Raw genomic sequence first — 19540 nt, forward strand, 5'->3', positions numbered from 1 at the left:
CGGGTACCTCGGCTGGTTGTCACGAAGAAGGCGTTGGCGGTGCGCCGTCTCTTATTCTCACGAAGAAGGCGTTACCGGGCCGGTTCTGCAGGCCCCCTTCGAGGGTTGCGTTGGGAAGGACACGATAGCGGGCGTAGAAAGCGCCCAAGTCGCGGCCTGCGGCCTGGTTGTGGTCCGAGCTGACCATGCGGAGCGAGGCGTTGAGAGAAGGAACCCAGGCGTTGTTCTGCATCTTGCCGTCGACGCCGATCGCCTGCCAGGTGGACGCGAACGGGTATTCGTCGCATTGTTTGTTCGGATCGTCACGTCCGGGAAGTTGTCTAGATTGTTGGAGTTCTTCGAGTTGTACAGCGCTCCGTCCGGAGCCGGGACCCGGTCTCTGTTGCCCCGCTTGGTCAAGGGAACCTTCCGGCAATGAGCCGGGTCGGGCGAGTTCAGGCAACCGTCGTAGTTGCCGGGGAAGTTCTTGGTTATGGGCGCTCCCTCCTTGGTCCCCTTTGGATCCGTGTTCCGCGGATTCTGGAAGGCCAATCGGATGTGCTGGGCCACCTCTCCTCGGTGAGGGTCTCCGGTGTACATGGTGTAGACCCGATCAACGCCGAGGAAGCGGCACCCTCCGGTGTTCCCTCTCCACGTGGTTCTGTCGTTCACGCGGACGCGGTAGCTGATGCGCTCGCTGTCGCACCGCGCGACGAAAGGCAGGTCGCCCTTGATGGTCGGGACCACCAACCAGACGGACGCTGACCACGAGTACCAAGGCGACGCCCGCGAGAGACATCAGGCACGCCCAATCAGGCATGATCCGTGCCACGCAGATCACCAGAGGGGATCGTCCAAAACGACGGCTGGTCTCGGCGCGTGTGGCCAGTTGAGGTCCATGCGCACGCCGCTGCTCAGTTCGACGACGGCCATTAGCGCGGTGAGGCCGAACGGGAGGCCCATGTCCTCGCATGCCTTCTCGACGAACACAACATTCTCATCCACGTTCGGCCGTTCGCCGCGCGGGAACTCGCGCCAGGTCCAGCGTATTTCACCGTCGGTGGCATACGTGTATTTGTGCTTGTGAAGTATGGAGGCGATGCTCCATACCGGTCCATCTCTCTCGCTCAGTTCGCACAGGACGGCAGGATCATCAATACCGCCGTCCTGAGACTGGAAGAGAAAATACCCTCCCCCTTGCCTGTCCACCGACACCACGGTGTGCGGAAGGTAAAGGTCGGCACCCGACGCGACGTCGACCTCTTCCTCGACACCGGCCTCGGCGGAACTCGACAGTCTCTCGCCGATTTCCTCGATGGACGGAGGAACAGCCGAGGTCCGAACCACAGTCCAGTGGAAACCGTCCCGCATCCATGGGTGCTCGTTCAAAAGCCGCTCATAATGGCTGATCGCCTGAAGGGGCATGGTTATGGCCCATCTGCTTCGTCCGAAGGGAAAGGGAGGCCGCCCGGGAGGGGGTCGCCGGCGATCCAGCGTATACCAGCCCGGGCGGCTTTCGGGGGCTACTAACTAGTTGGCGACTGATGGAGTCCCGCAAAGCTGCGCCCGCGCGGGAACCGGGTCGCCGGACGGCGGAGAGGCGAACCTGTTACGGAACTTATCGCTGTACAGCACTCTGTCGGCATGGTAATAGCGCTTGAGATACAGGCCGGCCTTCTCGTTGTCGTTGGCCCGGATCGGGCAGAAGGACCATTTGCCATAGAAGTGTGAAGTCCCGTCGGGGGCGAGGGTGCGCTGGCGAGTCGATGCGAATGGATACTCGTCGCACTGCTTCGGATAGTCGCCTGACGACGGGTACCCGGGCCACATCCTGCTGCACTTCACATACGTGGCGTCCTGGTTCGAGCCTGCCTGCTTCTCCTTCTCCCTGTGCAGATAACCGGTATCACGAGAGGGCGGGATGTCACAACCAGCGATGTCCTTCGCGGGGTTGTCCGGCCAGGTCTGCGCGTCGGGGTCCAGGCAGGCGTTCCAGTAGTGCTGGTACGCCTGGGTAATGTCCCACGTCTTGGTGCCGGCCTTGTTCGTGACCAGCGGCTCCCAGTGGACGGCGGACTTGGTCTTGTAGAAGACACAGCCGCCGGCCTTGTAGTCGGACTCCACTGCGCTGTCGCAGCGAATGATGTTGCCCACGAGCCACTTGTCGGTGCCGGTGACGTACTTGGTGTAGCGCGAGATGCCAAGGGCCTTGACGGGCCAGTCCGGGAAGTTGGCGTACGGCTTGATGCTGGTGAAACTCACCAGCTCGTCATTTGCCACGTATTCCTTGACGCCGTTGGCTCCGTCCAGCCATTCGGTGACGCGCTTCGTGGACGCCTTACCATGCGGACACCTGAAGCGGAAGGTCGCCCGGCCATCGGCGATCCAGCTGCTGATGAGCGCCGTTCGGTGATTCAGCACCGTCTGGCCGCCCCGGGAAGTGACGTGCTCGCATCTGGTCTTGTTACCGATGTCCATGCCCAGGGTCAGCTTCTTGCCGGGTGGCATGGTCCCGTACGTGCTGTGGTTATAGACGAAGGCTTCGACCACGATATCGCGAGCCGTGTCACCCTTGGGCTGATCACGGCCTTCGACACCGTTGAACGTGTATCCGATGAGCATGACATCGGCCTTGTAGTATTCCGCCGGCTCCGGGATGCAGGGAGTCGTGTTCCCCAGACATTTCCCGGACGAATAGTAAGCATCGAGTTTGCCCATCTGGCACCAGCTGAAGCGGTTCATCACCCAGCCTTGGGGTCGCCCGGCCAGATTGGCCCTCTCCGCGCACTTCGCCGGCGTCATGCGGTCGAACATTCCGGAAGCCTTCGGGGGGACGTTCGGCATGTCCGGCAGTGCCGCCGACCTCGTCTGCCCCCGCTTGGCGCTCAACGGAGGTTCGCCGCTACAGGCCCCTAGATCCTCCCACGCGGCATGGACCCCGGGTTCCTGCCCACGGGTGGTGTCCTGCGTGGCCTCCCACATGTGGCCGTCCCATGTGACCTGTTCGCCGACGTAGTAAGGAGCGAACATGCTCCACCCGTAGGCGGTGCACGGAGGATCAGTGGGCGGCTGCCCGGAGCACGCGCCGAGGTCTTCCCAGAGCTCGCCCGCCGTCGGCTCGACGCCCTCGTCGACCCAGTCGGCGATCACCCGCCAGGTGTGGCCGAGATAGGTGACCTCGTCACCGTACAAGTACCACAGAGCGGGGTTCCAGGCTTCAGCGGTGCACGCGGGCACCGGGTCCGGATCGGGCTCGCCACCGCAGGGGCCGAGATCCAGCCAGAAGCCCAGCTCGCTCCCCGGCTCGCCGAGCCAGCCGGAGGCCTGAGCCTCCCAGGTGTGTCCTTCGTAGGTCACCCTGTCACCGTAGTCGTACAACGTATCCTCGTACGGAGGCGCCGTGCAGGCAGGTACGTCCGCCGCGGTGGTGAACGTCCATGAATAAGGGGCCGTCATCACGTTACCCGCGGCATCTTTGGCGCCGCTGACCTCGGCCGTGTAGGACTCCTGAGGGTCCAGCGGCTGGCCAGGCGTGAAAGCCCAGCCCGCGGGCGTGTGACCATCCGACACCGTCCCAGGCACCGGAGTTCCCGCCGCGTCCTTCACGGTGAGCTGGACGTCGGTCACTCCCTCGTTGAAGAGCACGGACACGGCAGAGGAGGAGCCGTCGGTGGCGTCCTTCTCCGGATCGGTTCTGACGACCGCCGGAGGCGTGGTGTCCGGAGACGGATTGTCCACGACGGGGTCACCTTCGATGGCTCCCTCCATCGTGATGTCATGGACATCCGAAGAGGCATCCTTCTCCTCGACAGCCTGCTCGTCGGACACGTCCTCCGCTACCGGCTGAGTTTCGCTGGCCCGGCCCAGGTCCGGATCGGCCACTATCGCCTCGGCGGCAGCCCGGTCCGTGATTCCCGGCTCGTCCGGCGTGAACCAGCCCACGGCGCCGACCTCCGGGTCGGGTGCATCGTATTCGACGAACAGCACCGGCCCCCGGCCGTCGATCCCGGCCCATTCACTGCTCAGGTACTCACGGAAGTTCGAAGGGCCGCTGCTGTCGCCGTACGCGGCGATCTGCAGACCGTAGTTGGGGGCGCCGCCGGCCCATTCGCGCACGATGTCCTCGATGCTGTAGTACAGCTCCTGGGACAGGTTCGGGCAGTACACGTAGGTGCCGCCTGCTTTCCGGATGCGGCCGACTCCGCCACCTTTAACGGCCTGGCCGTCGGTGGTGACGGAAGGCTGCTGGTCCCAGCGCAGATTGACGGAACTCGTGGAGCTCAGCGTCCAGTTGCTGGTGACCCGCCGAACCGCCATCTGCGGCGTTTCTGGCCCGCCGCAGTGCGTGGTGATGTAGTTCCATGGCCGTACGTCGGCATTGATGATGGGCCTGCCGTACCACGGCGCGTTACTGAGGTCGTACTTCAAGTAGGAGCGGTAGATGTAGTACGCGCTCTCCCCGTCGAAATTGTTACGGCCGGCCAGGAAAGCGTCCATGTACTGCTGGGCGCTGCCGGTCTTGAAACGCGGGTCGTTGCTGACGAAGGTGTCCGTCGGGAATCCCGCGCCGTACCAAGGGGTAGGATTGGCCAGCAATGTCACCGGATAGGTGGTCCCTGGATCAGCCAGAAACTTGCCGTCGGGCCGATAGACGAGGTCGGCGCCCTCCAGCTTGGTTTCCACGCTGCTGATGTTGCCGCTCGTGACCGAGGTCGTCGCTGTCGCGTCCAGCAGCAGAGCCGGTGTGATGTCGGCGACCTTTTCGCCGTCGAGCAGCACCTCGGCGGTGTTATTCGACTTGGCGTGGTATTTAAGCCCCGCATTACCATCGATGGAAAGCCGGAGGACGAGCTCCGAGGACGGTCGCTGCTTGATGACTATCTTCTGCCGAATGCCGGTACTCGTCACCTCCATCACGAGGTCGATGCCTTCACCGTAGGCGTTGGCGTAGGTCGCCTTGTTGCCGGATAGGGCCGGTGCGGGCAGTTCGGCGTCGACCGCGACCTGCGCTTGGCCCTTCGCCGTTCTGACCCGCAACAGGCCGGACTCACCGCCGCCGGCCAGTCGCACCTCGTCCTTGAGAGCCCTCGGTTTGATGACGTTTCCGTGCCGGACCAAAGTCGTGTCGATCGCCTGCCAGTTCCCATTGGCTCCCTTGAAGCGGATGGGGGCTGGATGGACATACGTGCCAACCGTCTTTCCGTCTGGATTGGCGACGGTGGTCATGTTCTCGGTGTGCATGCTCGGGATCTCGACCTGCTTTGCCTGTTTCCTCGCCTGCGTTTTGGCGGCGTCAAGGTAACCGGGGGGTGGAGCGGCAGGACCGGATGGCGGCGAATTCGGGGCCAGTGTCGGGGTGGTGGCAGAAGCGACGCCGGGTAACGCGACCAAAAGTGAGGCTGTCAGGCTGAGTCCCGCGGCGAGCGCAGCACGGCGACGCCCTCGGCGAAGCTTTTTTGCCGGAGGTAAAGGTGTGTTCACGTGGCCCATTCCGGTAGCGGGCGGACGAAACACAACGATCATCACATAAGAAGATAAAGCAAGATCGATTATGTAACGGGAAGGATGTGCTCCGTAATGGCGAGAAGGCGCTGAAGCGTGACGTATGGCGGGGCCCCGCGAGTTTCGCCGGTAGTGGCGCTGTGGCCGACGCGTCAGGATTTCATCGGTTGGGATGCGGTCAGGATCTCTGGCCGGCCGACATGGTCCTGATCGACCCGGCGCGGCCGGCCCGGTTCGCCAGCATCGAAAGCGCCCACGTGACCATGCTGGTGCCCCGGCGGGAGTTGCGGCTGCGACCCCGCGACGCCGTCCGCCTGACTGGCAGCAGGTCTGTGCCCGATCAAGGCCGACGAGCACCCGGCGTGGGACCCTTTCATGTACTGCCTGGACCTGCTAATACCGCTGATCAGCCTGGGCCACGACACAACCTGGGACCCTGCCGGCTGGTCCAAGACCGTCGCCTTGGTGCTGATCGTGGCCGGCCTGGGTGCTGGTAACCACCGTGGCAGTCGCGGCTGCCCGGGCTCTGACCCGGCCCTTTCCCGGAAGGCGCTGCCAGGCAGGTGCCGGGGCCGCTCCGGCCGGGCACGCTTGAATGGTGCGGTTATGGTGCGCTCGCCGGTCGGCGGGCCGGACTCGGAGAATCCTGCTGGTGGTCGCAGTGGGCCTGCTGGGGCTGGGGTTGCCGCGTTTCTCGCCGATGTGTTGGGGCTGCCCCATGATGTGCTGGCGTTGCTGGATCAGCGTGCCAGCGTGATCAGCATGGTCGTCGGGCTGATCGGCCTGATCGTGCAGGTTCGCCCGCCCGGCCGCGTCCCGGAGCCACCCCTGCGGATGGTGAAATTGCCCGGCCGGCCCGTCGGCATTTCGTCGGCCGCGACCACGCCCTGCGACAGGTCACGGCTGCCATGCGAGGCGAGGCGGGGAGTGATCAGTCTAGCAATCTGCGGCCTGGGCGGCAGCGGCAAGAGCGAGCTCGCACTGCAGTACGTTCACACGCACCGTGACGACTACGAGCTGATCTGGTGGATCGCTGCGGAGAACGCCGGCAACGTCAGGAGCGGTCTGGCCGAGCTGGGGCGGGCCTTGGCCGCAGCCGTGACCTCCCGCGGCCAAGACAGGCCGACTTCGATGGCACCGTTGGCGGAGCAGGACGCGCTCGCGTACGCGTTGGCCTGGCTGGCCGGGCACCGAAGGTGGTTGCTGATATTCGACAACGTCGAGGACCCGCACGAACTGGACCCCCATCTGGGGCGACTGGAACGGGGGCATGTGTTGATCACCTCCCGGCGAGCGACCGGCTGGGACGCGATCAGCGGCTAGATTCAGCTGCACGAACTGTCCCCGCAGGAGGCGGTGGCGCTACTCGCCGACCTGATCGGCTCCCCGGTCTCAGAGACGGCACACCTGGAGAGCCTGGCCGACGAGCTGGGTTTCCCGCCGTTGGCCCTGGTGCAGGCCGGCGGCTACATCGCCGAGACTCCCGGCATGACGCTGGCCGCCTACCGGCGTCTGCTGGCCGCGGCGCCCGGCCGGATGCACGCCGCCTCGCCGCCCGGGCAGAGAGAGGCCGATCGACAGGTGATCGCCCGCGTGTGGCAGGTCACGCGGCACAACCTGGCCGCCCGCAACCCGCTCACCGTCGAACTACTGCGCCTGCTGGCCTGCTACGCCCCCGCCGACCTGCCCATGAACGCACTCGGCACCTCGGTGGACGTGGCCGAGTCCGTCATCGGCCAAGGTCACCCAGTTGCTCGGCCTCACCCCGGCCGACGCCCGGATGGAGCAGGTCACCGTGGGCTCGGGTCTGGTGGAGCAGAATCCGGTTCACATGAGCACCTCGTACGCGCCGATCAGCGCCAGGCTGGGCCAGCCGGCGATCACCCGTGCGATGACCGTCGGCTCCGCGACCGCCACATTCGCTCCGATGCTCGCCAGACTGGCGATCAACAGCACCCACGGCAGTACGCCACCTCGAGTGCCTTGTCGGCTGGCGCTCAGCAACACCGTCGGGGCCGCCACGATCGTGCCGTCCACCGCCAACGGGATAACAGTAGCCGCCGGCTCATCCTCACCATGCGCAATAGCCGGCTCACGAGATCGATCCCTCGAGTCCTGCTTCCTCCTCCACAGCCGGTGACACGCCAGCGCCACCCTGCTGTGCTTGTGCCTCGGTCCCGTCAGATTCTTCGACCGAAGCATCGATCAGGGTCATCGTCCGCCCGCCGACGATGCCGACTTCGCCTGGTGCCGTGGGAGTGGCCTCACAGCCTCGATCTTCGCCTGTCTGCTCCGGTCTCACCGGCCGCGCGGCGGGGCGTCCGGCGGCCTGGAGCATCGAACCGGCGGGTTAGGCACCATGCGCTTGACGTGCGGCCTGCGCGGTGACGCGCTCAATGGCCTGGACGGCGACATCGGGCTGGTCGAGGTAGATGTAGTGGCCGCTGTTCGTGGCCGTGCTCAGCTTGCTGCCGCTGGACAGCGCGAGCCACTTGCGCTGGCCTGCGGTCCACGCCTTCTCCAGGCGCTGCCCGTAGTCGGGGACGGCCGCGAGGTACGGCTTGCCGTGCTGGATCACCTCCACCGGGATGTTCCCGGCGGAACGGACCTTCCCGTCGGTGATGACGAGCTTCTCCGGGTTCTCACCCTTGAATATCGCGAGGTTCTGCGTGCGCACGTCGGCCGCCGGCCCCTTGGCGGACTCGGGGATCGACTTCGAGATGTCGGCCAGCATCGTGGGCGGGGTGGCGTCCATCAGGACCAGCCCCTTGACCCTGTCCTGGTGGTCGGGGGCGTACCTGGCGGCGATCAGCCCGCCCAGCGAGTGCCCGGCCAGGACGACCGGACCGTCTGCGGCGATCCGATCGAGCACGCCGGTCAGAACCTTCCCGGTGCTGGAGAAGTTCTGCGGGCCGTCCGGCTGGTCGCTGGCGCCCGCCCCGAGCCGGTCGTAGGAGCACACCCGGTTCTGCTTGCTCAGCCTCTGCTGGAGGGCGGCCAGCTTGTCCAGCCCATCGCCTCCCCCGTGCATCAGGATGACGACCGGCCTGCCTTTCTCCGGGTCGCCCGAACAGGACACGTTCACCGACCGGCCCGCGACGGCGATCTTCGTGGTTCCGGAGATCGGGGCGGCATCGGCTGTCCGCGTGGCGGGGGCGAGGGGGTCCCAGTTCTCCATCGCGTCGCCATCGCAGCCGGCGACTCCTGCGCCGAGCACGGTGCAGCACAGCGCGGCCACGATGGACGTCTTGATCTTGCGGGGCATGAGGTCCTCCAATGAGGGGTCGACGCAGGGGTGAGGCGCACGGCGGTGTTGCGGGAAACGCAGACGGAGTGCCGTGGCTGGGCCGTAACGCTACGGATCGGGGCGGTCCGAGATCATCCCCGCACGGTGGACATTCGCCGGTAGCTCGTGCGGGGGACAAGTGTGGTCTGCGGGAAGGACCGCGAAGGGCGGCGGCCACCGCGCTCTGACGTCCGGCCAACGTCCGGGGCGGGCGCCGCGGCGGCGTCGTACGACGAGTCGCATGCGCGCCTGTCCCCCGTGCGAGCTACTCGCGAATGTCCACCGTGCGGGGACGATTCCCGACCGTCGAATCTCTAACGTCTCCCTGCGTACGGCGGCGCTTCGCCGCGGAGTCCCCACGTAAGAGAGTCGTCATGCGGTTGTTGAAACAGCTCGTCCCCGTCGCGGTGGTCGCCTTCGCCGGCGGCACGATCGTGGGCGCGGTGCAGGGCAGCCCGTTCCTCACCCTGCTCCTGGGCGTCGCGACGGCCGTGCTGGCCGTACTCGTGTACGCCCGGACGGTGCGCTGGTCCGAGCGCCGCGCGCCGGTCGAGGTGGCCGCGAAGGGCGCCGTCGCCGCCACCGTCCGCGGGATGCTGATCGGTGTCGGGATGTTCGCGGCCGTCATCGTGAACATCGCCTTCCTCGGCGGCTACCGGATCGACGGCATGGGCTCGGTGCCGGGCGCCGTGGCGCTGGTCGGGTTCATGGCCGCCGCCGCGGTGACGGAGGAGTTGTTGTTTCGCGGCATCCTGTTCAGGATCGTCGAGGAGCGCACCGGCACCTGGATGGCGCTGGTGCTGACGGGGGTGTTGTTCGGCCTGGCGCACCTGTTCAACGCGCATGCCAGCCTGTGGGGCTCGATCGCCATCGCGATCGAGGCGGGCGGCATGCTCGCCGCCGCCTACGCCGCCACCCGCACCCTGTGGGTGCCGATCGGCCTGCACTTCGGCTGGAACTTCGCAGCGGCCGGCATCTTCGGCACCGAGGTCTCGGGCAACGGCGCGACGCAGGGACTGCTGAACGGTGTGACGTCGGGCCCGGCCCTGCTCACGGGCGGCGACTTCGGGCCGGAGGCGAGCCCGTACGCGGTGGTGTTCGGCCTGCTGCTGACGGTCGTGTTCATGTGGCTGGCCCGCCGGCGCGGCAACGTGGTCCCGCTGCGGCACCGCGCGACCGCTACCCTCGCCCAATGATCGATTTACGGCGGGTCACGGAGCTGTGGCGGCGGTGCGACGTCGTGGTCCGCGATTTGCCGTTCGGGCTGCTGCTGGCCGTCATATCGCTCCTGCCGGCGCTCTACGGCAAGGGGACGCAGGTCGGCGACCTGCCGGCCCGCCCCTTCGACGCGGCGGCGTTCGTGGTGATCGCCCTGGAGTGCCTTCCGCTCGCCGTGCGCCGGCGGTGGCCGGCCGTGTGCCTCGTCCTGGTGTCGCTCGGTTTCGTCCTCGACCAGCTGCGCGCCTACCACGTGTTCGCGAGCAACGCGATGCCCATCGCGCTGATCAGCGCGGGCGCCCACCTGGAGCGCCACCGGCGCGTCACCGTGATCGCCCTCTCCGCGGCGTACGTGCCGCTCGCGTTCGCGCTCGGCCGGCTCGGCGCGACCGAGCGGGTGGAGGGCTACGTGGTCTTCTACCTGGCCCTGGCCCTCGCATGGGGCATCGGCGCCTGGCTGCGCTCCACCCGCGCCGCCGAGGCCGAACGCCGCCGCCACGTCGCCGAGGCCACCCGCGCCGCCGAACGCACCCGCATCGCCCGCGAACTCCACGACGTCGTCACCCACCACGTGACGGCCATGGTCGTGCAGGCCGAGGCGGCACGCTACCTGACCGCCGCCCCCGATCGCCTCGACGCGACGCTGAGCGCCGTCACCGACACCGGCCGGAGGGCCATCACCGACCTGCGGCACATGCTCGACCTGCTCAAAGCCGATCACGACACCGACGTCAGCGTGCCCTCCGCCGGCGAGCTCCACACGCTCGTGGAGCAGACCCGCCGGGCCGGGCAGCCGGTGGAGTTCACCGAAGAGGGCCGCCCGGCGGAATCGGCGGGCAGCGCCGAGTTCGTGACCTACCGGGTCGTCCAGGAGGCCCTGACGAACGCCCTCAAACACGCCCATGGCGGCCCCACCGCGGTCCACGTGCGTTACGGCGAGAAGGAGATCGGCGTGGAGGTCAGCACCGACGGCTCCGGCTCCCGGGCCGCCGCCAATCCCGGCGGGAGCGGACGGGGCCTGGCCGGGCTCCGCGAGCGCGTCGAAGCCCTCGGCGGCGAGTTCAGCGCCGACCGGCAAGCGGGCGGCGGCTTCGTCGTACGGGCCCGCATCCCCGCCGGGAGCCCGTAGTGGCCGGACTGTGATCATCGGCCCGTCCGACTGGAACCAGCCGGACGGGTAGACACGAGACTTTCTCCCAGCCAGTCCGGTCGAGGCTTCCGCACCACCGCGGGCAGGCGTGTATCCGCCTTTTCCCTTGCCGCATACTCCGGCACACCGCACCGGAAGCGATCCATCACGACCCTGGACCGCTGCGAATTCATTCTCGGGAAATGTCCGGTTGTTGTCCGGCTGCTGCCCTGGTTGCCGCAGGAGCGAAAGTGTTACCTTTCTCGCAATAGCTGTTCTTCAGCACAGTAAAGAACCGCGATGCGCACGGCCGGGCTGTGGATCAGAAGAACCGGAATTTCCCTGGGCGCGAATCTGGACGTCAGCACACATCACCGGTCCCCCAGCTTGCCGGGCCATGTGGTCACCGCAAAGATCCAGCCGGAAATCACAAGTCACGAAAGAGGGAAAATGAAGAAAATGGCATGGGTTGCCGCGACTGCCCTGACGGCCGGCCTTCTGGCCAGTGCGGCACCCTCCGCAGCGACGGCCTCGCCGACGGACAACGGGGTTCACAATACGAGCACGATCGCCGTCGGCGCCGTCCAGGCCTGGAGGACGAACTCCTGTGTTTACCGGCAGGGTTGTTACGATGCCCTGATTCCAGCCGGGCAATATTCGGGCTGGCGGTACACGGCTGCCGTCTACTTCGGAGACAACTATTGCCTGAGAGTCCGCGCCTGGCTACCGGGAGGTGGACTGGGGCCCGTAGAGATCACCCGTGAGGGGCCCGCGTGGTTCGTGTTCAACAGTGTTCATCCTGGTTTCGACGTGCGGGCAAGGCCGATCAGCGATGCCGGCTGCCAGCGCGCGGCAGAGACCTCCAGAGATACAGGGGAGTTCGTTCAGGCCGCGCAGTGACGCTGAGGGCTGAAGGCACTTGTCATGTCGGACGGCGCCTCTCCGCCGGCTGGAATCCGCTTATTCCTCGACCGCCTTCGGGGAATAAGCGGCACCTCCACAAGGCACGGCTGTTGCAAAGGCGATCCCGGCTGGCGGGGTCGCCGTCAACAGGTTGAAGGTCGGGCTCTTCTGGCGGAGCCGGGCCGGTTATCAGAGCGGTGTGAGTGGCGAACGCGTCCAGGACGGCGGGGCGGCACCACATCCGACGAAGGCGCCGTGCCCGCGCAGGCTCGGCCCGGCAGGCCAGGGGCTCGATCCGCCACAAAGTGCCTGATCACGCAGGTGGTGCGGATGTTATCGTCCATCGCATGACCGAACTGATCGCCCCCACCGAACAGCTGCATTCCTCGTGGCTCACAGCACGTGACGAGTGGCCGCCCGGTGCTCACCAGGACGGGGCCGGCTTGCGTCTGGTTGATGACGAAGACCTCACCAGTCCGGAAGCGTTCGCCTCATGGGTCGAGCAACTGCGCCAGCAGTCAGACCGGTCACTTCCTGTCGAGGAAGGACACGTCCACGCCAGCCACTGGTGGATCGTCGACGGCCAGACTTACCTCGGCGCCATCGATCTTCGACACTATCTGAACGCCGTTCTGCTGGAAGTCGGCGGGCACATCGGCTACAGCATCCGGCCTTCTGCCAGAAGGCAAGGACTGGCCACGTGGGCGCTGGGAGAGGTTCTGCTCAGGGCGCCGGCGCTCGGGCTGGACCGGGTCCTTCTCACCTGCGACGAGGGCAACGTCGGTTCGGCGCGCACCATCGAGAGCAACGGCGGGGTCCTGGAGGATGTGCGCAGCACCGGAATCGGGGTCAAGCGCCGCTACTGGATTGCTCTCGATGGCGCTGGTCACAGCCGTTCACCGATGGCGGCGACGAGGACGGACGCCTCGTAGCGTTCGGAGGCAAGCCGGTGGGTCGTCCGCGGGCCGAGCCGGGCCCGCGGCGGTGGGCGCGTTGGCCGCGGCGTTCGGGCGGGCCGGCGGATGCACGTTCTTCGAAGCGCTCATCGCCGACGACCTCGGCTCGGCCTGCCCGCACGCCAAAGTGCGGGTGTGGCAGAGCGCGTGCGGGCGGTCTCGGGTCTGCCACCGCGGAGGGCCAGTATCCGTCGTAGCGGTGCCGGTCGCTGGAGAGCAGGGGCGCCGACGAGCGAGAGGCTCGGATCACGTCGCGGCGTAGCCGGCGAGTGAGGGCTCCAGCAGGCCGAAGGCGCTGTCCGCCTCCGCGGTGACGGTGGCGGAGATCCGGGCGTTGTCCTGGCCGGCGAGGGTGAGCTCCTGGATGCGCTGGAACAGGGTGCGGTGCACAGCGCCGAGCAGGGCGGCGGCGGCGCGGGGGGTGATGTCGTCGCGGGCCGCGCCGGTGGCCTCGGTCAGGGCGTCGGCCAGGGCCGCCTCGCGCAGGTCGTGCAGGTCGCGCAGGCGGGCGGAGAGGGTGGGGCTGTCGGCGATCATGCGCGCGAAGTCGGGGCCGGAGAACCCGGCGACCGGTTGGGCAGCCGTGGCCGCGTCGAAGAAGGCGCGGCGCAGTGCCGCCAGGGCCGACTCACCGGCTTGGCGATCGGCCACGGTGCGGGCGAGGGAGGCGATGAAGGCGTCCTGGTGGTCGAGGGCCAGGTCCTCCTTGCGCGGGAAGTAGTTCGTCACCGTCTTCTTGGCGACCCGTGCGGCGGCGGCGATCTCGGCGATGGTGGTCTGCTCGAAGCCCTGGGCGATGAACAGGCGGGTGGCGTGGTCGGAGATGAGCTGCCGGGTCTCCTGCTTCTTCGATTCCCGCAGGCCGGCAGGGGGTGCGGACGAGGTGGCGCCAGTAGTCATGGAGCAATCTTATACCCGTACTATTTTTATGTTGACACCTCAGGCAGCCCCGGGCTAAGTTTACGTCCGTCGCAAGTTTTGCACGGATCGAAGAACGGAAGTGCCCATGCCCGAACCCCGCCTCACCTCCCTCCGCGTCCCGGCCGTCAACATGGGCCCGGCCCTGGCCGAGCGGGACCGTCGCGACCCGCGCCCGCCCGTCCAGGCGTTCACCACCCACCTGGGCTACACCGAACAGGCCGCCGCCGACGGCTTCGCCTCCCTGAGCCGCCACGACGCCGCGGTCGACATCGTCCTGCTCGCCCGCGGCAACCAGGTCCTGCCGGCCGACCAGCGCGACCAGCACGCCTCCGGCCTGATCCTCGCCTTCACCACCACCGGCATCGAGGACGAGGAGAAGCGCCTGCGGGCCGCGGGCGTGGACATCACCATGCCGCTGCGCGAGGAGCCCTGGGGTGAGCGCCTCTTCCAGATCACCGACCCCAACGGCGTGATCGTCCAGTTCGTCGAGTGGGCCGCACCGGCCGGCACGAATGACGGGGTCGGCACTGGTGAGCTCGCCCATTGAACTGTCGCGAGTCGTCGCAGCCCGACGGTGACCGGACGTGCTCTCTCAGCCTGCGTGAAGGATCCGGAAGCGATCGGGTTCCGCCGGATCTCGATCAACGACTTGGATCGGCGGCCAAGCCCATTGCCAGACGCTGATGCCCGGCATGCGGGAGAACCGGATCTGCCCGCGGGTGCCTTCGACCGCGACGCGCGGCCAGGATTCGGCGATGCGCGCCCGGTCCGCGCCGTACGACCGCAGCACATCGGCGAGAACGACGACCGTGTCGTAGCCCTCGAAGGCGACGAAGGAGGGCGCTTCGACCAGCCGCTCGCGCAGGGCCGTCTCGACTCGTACGCCGAGTGGGCTGAGGCGCTCGGGCAGGTAGCGCAAGAACGGGATCGCGGTGCTGTCGTCGCCCAGCGACGTCACCCATTCGGCGGACTCCGGCTGCCCGGCCGGAGCACCGATCATGATCTCGGCAAGGCGCCGGTCGTGCCGGACGCACTTGACGATCGACACTGCCGGCTCCGGGTGGCCGACCAGGAGAAGGAGGGCCGTCGCGCGATTGTCGACGAGTTCGTCGCACACGGCCGTGGGGGCGAGCGCGCGCATGTCGAGTTCGATGACGGTGCCGCCGCGTGGAGCGAGGTGGTCCCGCAGAACGCGGGCCCCGGACGCCCAGTAGACACTCGGCTCGGCCGCTACGGCGATTCGGCTGTGACCCGCCCTGAGGAGGAAGTCCGCGTAGATCCGCCAGCCGTGGGACTGCGCCGGGGCGAGGCGCGCGACCCATTCCGTCGGCTCTTCCGTGAGCGCGTCGAGAACCGCCGACGAGCACAGGAACGGCAGTCCGAGGGCGTCGGCCCGGGCCGCGGCGGCGCGGGCGACGACGCTGTGATACTCCCCCGCCAAGGCGGCCACGCCCAGGCGAGCCAGTTCGTCGACGGCCGCCGCGGCCTTCTGGGGATCGGCCGCGGTGTCTCGGACCACCAGATCGAGTGGCCTTCCGACGATCCCGCCGGCGTCATTGACCTCGCGAACGGCCAGCTCGAGTCCCGCGAGCAAGTGTCGGCCCACCTCGACCCAGCCAGGCCGAGTCAGCGGAACGAGGGCGCCGATCCGGACGGATGATCCATCCGTCCGCTCCGCTCCAGACGACGATGGAGGCAATGGGGGGGTATTCATGCGCTGGCGTCTCCTGTGTGTGATTCGTAGCAGTATGCCCGGATCACAGAATGGCGACGGCCCTGGTGAGACCTCCTGGCACGGACCGGCTTGATGACGGCGTCGCCAGATCGACCAGTGCGAATGCGGCTCATCCCTTGAGAAGCACATACTGCGTATGCATACTTAGTATTCATGTCGGTCAGACACGGGCTGCTCGCCCTGCTCAGCAGGGGGCCCCGGCACGGCTACCAGCTGCGGGTCGAGTTCGAGGCGTCGACCGGGGCGACCTGGCCGCTCAACATCGGCCAGGTCTACACGACGCTGTCCCGCTTGGAGCGCGACGGCCTGGTCAGGCCGGGTGAGTCGGACGAGCAGGGCCGGGTCGTCTACACGGTCACCGCGGCCGGGCTGGAGGAGCTGGGGCGATGGTTCGGCACCCCGGTCGTCCAGTCCGACCGGCCGCGGGACGAGCTGGTCATCAAGCTGGCCATGGCCGTCGCGGCCAAGCAGGTGGACGTCGCCGAGGTCATCCGCATGCAGCGTACGGCGACCATGACCGCCCTCCAGCAGCTGACCAGGGCCAAGCGAGCCGCCACGGAAGGCACGGCCCAGCGACTCGTGCTCGATTCCATGATCTTCCGGACCGAGGCCGAGCAACGGTGGCTGGACCACTGCGAAGCCGTTCTCAAGGAGGAAAGATGACGGTCGTACGGCTGGCTGAGGTGGCCAGGGTGCATGGCAAGGGCGCGACGGCCGTACACGCTCTGAAGGGTGTGAGCCTCGAGGTCGGCTCGGGAGAGCTGGTCGCGGTCATGGGCCCGTCCGGGTCCGGCAAGTCGACCCTGCTCAACCTCGCGGGTGGGCTCGACCGGCCCACCTCGGGGACCGTGCACATCGACGGGCAGGACCTGGCCGCCGTACGCGATCTGGCGGCGTTGCGGCGCCGCAGCGCCGGCTACGTCTTCCAGGACCTCAACCTGATCACGTCGCTGACGGCGGTGGAGAATGTGATGCTGCCGCGCGAGCTCGACGGTGTGCGGTCACGCCTGGCCCGGGAGGAGGCCATGGCCGTGCTGGCCGAGATCGACGCGGAAGACCTGGCCGATCGCTTCCCCGAGGAGTTGTCCGGTGGCCAGCGGCAGCGGGTCGCGATCGCCCGCGCCCTGGTCGGTGAGCGGCGGCTGTTGCTGGCCGACGAACCGACCGGTGCGCTCGACACGCGGACCGGCGACGAGATCCTGCAGACATTACGGGCTCGCTGTGACGCGGGTGCGGCGGTCCTGCTGGTCACCCACGAGCCGCGCTACGCCGCCTGGGCCGATCGTGTGGTGTTCCTCCTCGATGGGATGATCACGGATTCGGCGAACGGATCGCTGGTGAGCGCGCGATGAGCACCGTTGTCGCCGCGCTGCGCCTCGCCCGGCGGAACGCCTGGCGTTCCCGCGGACGTAGCGCGCTCATCATGGTGATGATCGGCCTGCCCGTCCTGGTGATCACGGCGATGCTCACCTACTTCGCGACCATGACCGTCTCTCCGCGGGAGGGGCTGGTGGCCGAGCTCGGTGCGGCCGACGCCCGCCTCCAGCAGGCACCCGCCGGTACGGTGCTCCACCAGGAGCCCGGTGGGGGCAACTGGAGCACGAACGGCGACGGGGCGCCCGGGCCACGACGCAGTGCCGCCGAGGTGGCGGCACTGCTCGGACCGGGCACCCGGGTGATCCCCTTCAACTCCGGCCGGCTCCAGCTCGGCACCGAGCGGGTCGACGCGCTGGAGACCGACCTGCGCGATCCCCTCACCAAGGGAATGCTGGCGCTGCGTGAAGGCAGGTTCCCGGCGGCCGGCGAGGTCGCGGTGACACCCGCGTTCGGCCTGGGGCCGGGCGATCTCCTGCGGCCCTCCGGCGGGGCGCCGCTGACGGTGGTGGGCGTGGTCGAGCACCCGCACCGGCCGACGCTCCGGCAGGTCGCGGGCCCGGATCTCCCGCTGACGCCGCCGGCTGAGTTCTGGTCACCGTTCGACGAGGGCAGCGGCTGGCTCGCCGACACCGCGAAACCCGTGTCCTGGACCGAGGTGCCCGCACTGACCAGGGCCGGCCTGTACGTCACCTCCCCAGGCACGATCGCGGACACGGAGCTCGCCCTGGCCCGTTCCTCCTCCATGGACGTCCAGCACACCGTCGGGCTCGGCGCCATGGTGATCATGCTGGTGCTGGAGACCGTGCTGCTGGCCGGGCCTGCCTTCGCGGTGGGGCTCCGCAGACGGCGCCGGGAACTGGCCGAGATCGCGGCGCAGGGCGGCTCGGCCGGGCACCTTCGGACGATCGTGCTGGCCGACGGCCTGGTCCTCGGCGGCGCGGCCACCTTCATGGCGACGGTCCTGGGCGTCGGAGCCGGAGCGCTGGGCGCCCCGCTCGTGGCGCAGCTGGGTGGACAGGCCGGCCCGCCGGAAGTGCCGTGGCCGCCGGTTCTGGGCATCGCGGCCCTGGGTCTGCTCACCGGGATCGTGGCGGCGCTCGTGCCTGCCGTGCAAGCCGCTCGGCAGGACACCGTGACCGTGCTGGCCGGTCGCGCGCCCACGATGGCCGACCGGCCGGGATGGCCCCTGGCAGGGGCCGTACTGGTGCTGGCCGGGCTGGGGGCGACCGCGGTCGCGCGGCGCCAGCCGGGCACGGTCTGGGTGTGGTCCTCCGCGCTGCTGATCATGATCGGGCTGGTGGTGCTGACGCCGTGGCTGGTCCGCTTCACGGGACGGGTGGCCACGCGGTTGCGGCTCCCCCTGCGGGTCTCCGTCCGCGACGCGGTCCGCCACCGATCCCGTACGGCCAGCGCGGTGGCGGCCGTCATGGCGGTCACGGCCACGGTCGTGGCGATGGGCATCGGCACCTACAGCGAATTCATGGACCGGCGCAACGCCTACACCTCAGCGCGCCCGGCCGGCATGCTGGCGATCTGGGGCGGCCCCATGAGCGATGCGACCTGGAACCGGCTCCGCGCCGAAGCGGTCCGCCGCCTGCCGGGCGTGCCGTTGGCCGCCGGCTATCACGCCAAGGACGCCCAGGGCCGCCGCTACGCCTTGCGGTACACGGTGCGATGGAACGGGACACGGACGCGCCGCACGGCCGCCATCGGCGACCAGGCCCTGCTCACGCTCCTGCAAGGACGCCACGACCCGCAGGCCGCCGCGGCGCTGGCCGGCGGCAAGGCGGTGGTGTTCGACGCGACCGCGGTGCGGAACGGCAGGCTTGCCCTGCGGGCGGGCTCCACGTCCGGCCCCCCGCGCAAGCTCGAAGTGCCGGCGGTGGTGGCCACACCCGCCGACGAGCACCAGGGCGGCGCCCTGCTGCCGCGCTCCCTGATCGAGCAGGCCGGCTTCTCGGCGGCCGAGCGCCAGCTCTACGCCATGCACCGGCTGCCGGCCGGCTCGACGCTGGAGAGCGATCTGGGCAAGGTGACCTCCCGCGTGACGGTCGCCTCTGAGGAGGGCTACCGCCACCTGCCGGACCACGGCCTGTGGGGCTGGCTCGTGGGCGCTCTCGTCCTCGTCGTCGGCGGCACGCTGGCCGCCACTCGCCTGGCGGCCGCCGACATGCGGCCCGAGCGGGCGACGATGCTGGCCATCGGCGCACCGTCAGGGACGCTGCGGATGGTCGTGGCCGGTCAGGCCCTCTACATCTCCGGGCTCGGTGCGCTGGTGGGGCTGGTCGCGGGAACGGTGACGGGCGTGGCGCTGAGCCGGCCGATGACGACGCACGGCGCCGGGGACCCCGCCACGATCGCCGTACCCTGGCCGTTCCTGATCGCCGTGGTGGTGGGGCTGCCCGTGCTGGCGACCCTGGCGGCGCTGATCACCCGGACCGGACTGCCCCTCGCCCGCCGGCTCCCGTGACACGGAGCCTGGACGGGCAGACCGGCTCGACGGGCAGACCGGCTCGACGGGCAGACCGGCTCGA

Annotated in this window: 16 protein-coding genes; 9 read left to right on the top strand and 7 right to left on the bottom strand. The window is 68.5% G+C overall.

Annotation, left to right across the window (positions count from 1 at the left end):
• Positions 1 to 19 precede the first annotated feature (19 nt).
• The 3 genes from AB0J69_RS42395 to AB0J69_RS42405 all read right to left on the bottom strand — a co-directional run bounded on the left by AB0J69_RS42395 (position 20) and on the right by AB0J69_RS42405 (position 5220).
• Complete coding sequence (locus tag AB0J69_RS42395) at positions 20 to 442, bottom strand: hypothetical protein (protein WP_364130088.1); 423 nt, start codon at positions 440 to 442, stop codon at positions 20 to 22.
• 374 nt (positions 443 to 816) lie between these two features.
• The gene (locus AB0J69_RS42400; protein ID WP_364130091.1) at positions 817 to 1404 is read right to left on the bottom strand and encodes a hypothetical protein; all 588 of its coding nucleotides are present in this window, start codon (positions 1402 to 1404) and stop codon (positions 817 to 819) included.
• A 105-nt stretch (positions 1405 to 1509) separates the two neighbouring features.
• Entirely contained in the window at positions 1510 to 5220 is a 3711-nt protein-coding gene (locus AB0J69_RS42405; protein ID WP_364130094.1) for an Ig-like domain-containing protein, read from the bottom strand.
• A gap of 867 nt (positions 5221 to 6087) precedes the next feature.
• On the opposite strand from AB0J69_RS42405, the gene AB0J69_RS42410 reads away from it, so the two are divergent.
• On the top strand, positions 6088 to 6804 hold the full coding sequence (locus AB0J69_RS42410) for a hypothetical protein (RefSeq protein ID WP_364130097.1): 717 nt from the start codon (positions 6088 to 6090) through the stop codon (positions 6802 to 6804).
• A gap of 504 nt (positions 6805 to 7308) precedes the next feature.
• Here AB0J69_RS42410 and AB0J69_RS42415 read toward each other — a convergent pair.
• Positions 7309 to 7518 carry a hypothetical protein gene (locus AB0J69_RS42415; protein ID WP_364130100.1) on the bottom strand — a complete coding sequence of 70 codons (210 nt, stop codon included), beginning with the start codon at positions 7516 to 7518 and terminating at the stop codon, positions 7309 to 7311.
• A gap of 313 nt (positions 7519 to 7831) precedes the next feature.
• Positions 7832 to 8746, bottom strand: coding sequence for an alpha/beta fold hydrolase (locus AB0J69_RS42420; RefSeq protein ID WP_364130103.1), 915 nt, complete (start codon positions 8744 to 8746; stop codon positions 7832 to 7834).
• A 395-nt stretch (positions 8747 to 9141) separates the two neighbouring features.
• Here AB0J69_RS42420 and AB0J69_RS42425 point away from each other — a divergent pair, with 395 nt between their 5' ends.
• From AB0J69_RS42425 to AB0J69_RS42440, 4 genes are all read left to right on the top strand, one after another.
• Positions 9142 to 9963: a type II CAAX endopeptidase family protein gene (locus tag AB0J69_RS42425; RefSeq protein ID WP_364130106.1), complete on the top strand. Its 822-nt coding sequence runs from the start codon at positions 9142 to 9144 to the stop codon at positions 9961 to 9963.
• Positions 9960 to 11114 carry a histidine kinase gene (locus AB0J69_RS42430; RefSeq protein WP_364130109.1) on the top strand — a complete coding sequence of 385 codons (1155 nt, stop codon included), beginning with the start codon at positions 9960 to 9962 and terminating at the stop codon, positions 11112 to 11114. The genes AB0J69_RS42425 and AB0J69_RS42430 overlap by 4 nt, the downstream gene beginning before the upstream one ends.
• A 300-nt stretch (positions 11115 to 11414) precedes the next feature.
• Positions 11415 to 12014 (top strand): hypothetical protein, encoded by a 600-nt coding sequence (locus AB0J69_RS42435; RefSeq protein WP_364130111.1) that lies wholly within the window; start codon positions 11415 to 11417, stop codon positions 12012 to 12014.
• Positions 12015 to 12364: 350 nt separating this feature from the next.
• Positions 12365 to 12949 (top strand): GNAT family N-acetyltransferase, encoded by a 585-nt coding sequence (locus AB0J69_RS42440; RefSeq protein ID WP_364130114.1) that lies wholly within the window; start codon positions 12365 to 12367, stop codon positions 12947 to 12949.
• A gap of 270 nt (positions 12950 to 13219) precedes the next feature.
• Here the strand turns inward: AB0J69_RS42440 and AB0J69_RS42445 are convergent, their stop codons facing one another.
• Positions 13220 to 13873 carry a TetR family transcriptional regulator gene (locus tag AB0J69_RS42445; protein ID WP_364130117.1) on the bottom strand — a complete coding sequence of 218 codons (654 nt, stop codon included), beginning with the start codon at positions 13871 to 13873 and terminating at the stop codon, positions 13220 to 13222.
• Positions 13874 to 13979: 106 nt separating this feature from the next.
• Between AB0J69_RS42445 and AB0J69_RS42450 the strand changes: the two genes are divergently transcribed.
• Positions 13980 to 14441 carry a VOC family protein gene (locus AB0J69_RS42450; protein WP_364130119.1) on the top strand — a complete coding sequence of 154 codons (462 nt, stop codon included), beginning with the start codon at positions 13980 to 13982 and terminating at the stop codon, positions 14439 to 14441.
• Between the two features lie 45 nt (positions 14442 to 14486).
• On the opposite strand, the gene AB0J69_RS42455 is transcribed toward AB0J69_RS42450, so the two are convergent.
• A complete protein-coding gene (locus AB0J69_RS42455; protein WP_364130121.1) occupies positions 14487 to 15608 on the bottom strand; it encodes an ABC transporter substrate-binding protein in 1122 nt (373 codons plus the stop codon).
• Between the two features lie 174 nt (positions 15609 to 15782).
• On the opposite strand from AB0J69_RS42455, the gene AB0J69_RS42460 reads away from it, so the two are divergent.
• The 3 genes from AB0J69_RS42460 to AB0J69_RS42470 are packed head-to-tail and all read left to right on the top strand — an operon-like array spanning position 15783 to position 19476.
• Complete coding sequence (locus AB0J69_RS42460; protein WP_364130124.1) at positions 15783 to 16292, top strand: PadR family transcriptional regulator; 510 nt, start codon at positions 15783 to 15785, stop codon at positions 16290 to 16292.
• Positions 16289 to 16981 carry an ABC transporter ATP-binding protein gene (locus AB0J69_RS42465; RefSeq protein ID WP_364130127.1) on the top strand — a complete coding sequence of 231 codons (693 nt, stop codon included), beginning with the start codon at positions 16289 to 16291 and terminating at the stop codon, positions 16979 to 16981. The genes AB0J69_RS42460 and AB0J69_RS42465 overlap by 4 nt, the downstream gene beginning before the upstream one ends.
• Positions 16978 to 19476: an FtsX-like permease family protein gene (locus AB0J69_RS42470; protein ID WP_364130129.1), complete on the top strand. Its 2499-nt coding sequence runs from the start codon at positions 16978 to 16980 to the stop codon at positions 19474 to 19476. The genes AB0J69_RS42465 and AB0J69_RS42470 overlap by 4 nt, the downstream gene beginning before the upstream one ends.
• The last annotated feature ends 64 nt before the right edge of the window (positions 19477 to 19540 follow it).

The sequence above is a fragment of the Nonomuraea sp. NPDC049709 genome (assembly GCF_040674815.1).
GTDB lineage: Bacteria > Actinomycetota > Actinomycetes > Streptosporangiales > Streptosporangiaceae > Nonomuraea.

Bases quoted from the DNA above. Each gene is read 5' to 3' on its own strand.
- AB0J69_RS42400 (WP_364130091.1), bottom strand. From the start codon at position 1,404: ATGCCCCTTCAGGCGATCAGCCATTATGAGCGGCTTTTGAACGAGCAC.
- AB0J69_RS42405 (WP_364130094.1), bottom strand. From the start codon at position 5,220: ATGCACACCGAGAACATGACCACCGTCGCCAATCCAGACGGAAAGACG.
- AB0J69_RS42410 (WP_364130097.1), top strand. From the start codon at position 6,088: ATGGTGCGCTCGCCGGTCGGCGGGCCGGACTCGGAGAATCCTGCTGGT.
- AB0J69_RS42420 (WP_364130103.1), bottom strand. From the start codon at position 8,746: ATGCCCCGCAAGATCAAGACGTCCATCGTGGCCGCGCTGTGCTGCACC.
- AB0J69_RS42425 (WP_364130106.1), top strand. From the start codon at position 9,142: ATGCGGTTGTTGAAACAGCTCGTCCCCGTCGCGGTGGTCGCCTTCGCC.
- AB0J69_RS42430 (WP_364130109.1), top strand. From the start codon at position 9,960: ATGATCGATTTACGGCGGGTCACGGAGCTGTGGCGGCGGTGCGACGTC.
- AB0J69_RS42435 (WP_364130111.1), top strand. From the start codon at position 11,415: ATGCGCACGGCCGGGCTGTGGATCAGAAGAACCGGAATTTCCCTGGGC.
- AB0J69_RS42440 (WP_364130114.1), top strand. From the start codon at position 12,365: ATGACCGAACTGATCGCCCCCACCGAACAGCTGCATTCCTCGTGGCTC.
- AB0J69_RS42445 (WP_364130117.1), bottom strand. From the start codon at position 13,873: ATGACTACTGGCGCCACCTCGTCCGCACCCCCTGCCGGCCTGCGGGAA.
- AB0J69_RS42450 (WP_364130119.1), top strand. From the start codon at position 13,980: ATGCCCGAACCCCGCCTCACCTCCCTCCGCGTCCCGGCCGTCAACATG.
- AB0J69_RS42455 (WP_364130121.1), bottom strand. From the start codon at position 15,608: ATGAATACCCCCCCATTGCCTCCATCGTCGTCTGGAGCGGAGCGGACG.
- AB0J69_RS42460 (WP_364130124.1), top strand. From the start codon at position 15,783: ATGTCGGTCAGACACGGGCTGCTCGCCCTGCTCAGCAGGGGGCCCCGG.
- AB0J69_RS42465 (WP_364130127.1), top strand. From the start codon at position 16,289: ATGACGGTCGTACGGCTGGCTGAGGTGGCCAGGGTGCATGGCAAGGGC.
- AB0J69_RS42470 (WP_364130129.1), top strand. From the start codon at position 16,978: ATGAGCACCGTTGTCGCCGCGCTGCGCCTCGCCCGGCGGAACGCCTGG.